Source organism: Janthinobacterium sp. FT14W, assembly GCF_009208755.1.
Taxonomy (GTDB): Bacteria; Pseudomonadota; Gammaproteobacteria; order Burkholderiales; family Burkholderiaceae_D; genus Janthinobacterium; species Janthinobacterium violaceinigrum.
Window position 1 is genome coordinate 1 of record NZ_WFLL01000192.1, and the last position, 244, is coordinate 244.

Sequence of the window (244 nt, forward strand, 5' to 3'; positions counted from 1 at the left end):
GAAGCCGACGATCGTGCGGTCCCGGGGCATTGGGAGGGTGACCTGATCATCGGACTAAACCGGTCTGCGATCGGAACGCTAGTTGAGCGTTCAAGCAGATTCACCATGCTTGTCCACCTGCCTCGCGAGGAAGGCTACGGATTGATACCTAGGACGAAAAATGGCCCCGCGTTGGCTGGCTATGGAGCTGTCACGATGGCTAATGCGCTCAAGAATACCGTGACGGACATGCCCACCCTTTTGT

General features: G+C 57.0%; 1 pseudogene. It reads left to right on the forward strand.

Features of this window, described 5'->3' with window-relative positions:
• Positions 1-244 (forward strand): annotated as a pseudogene (locus tag GCN74_RS29490) (IS30 family transposase); the annotation flags it as partial.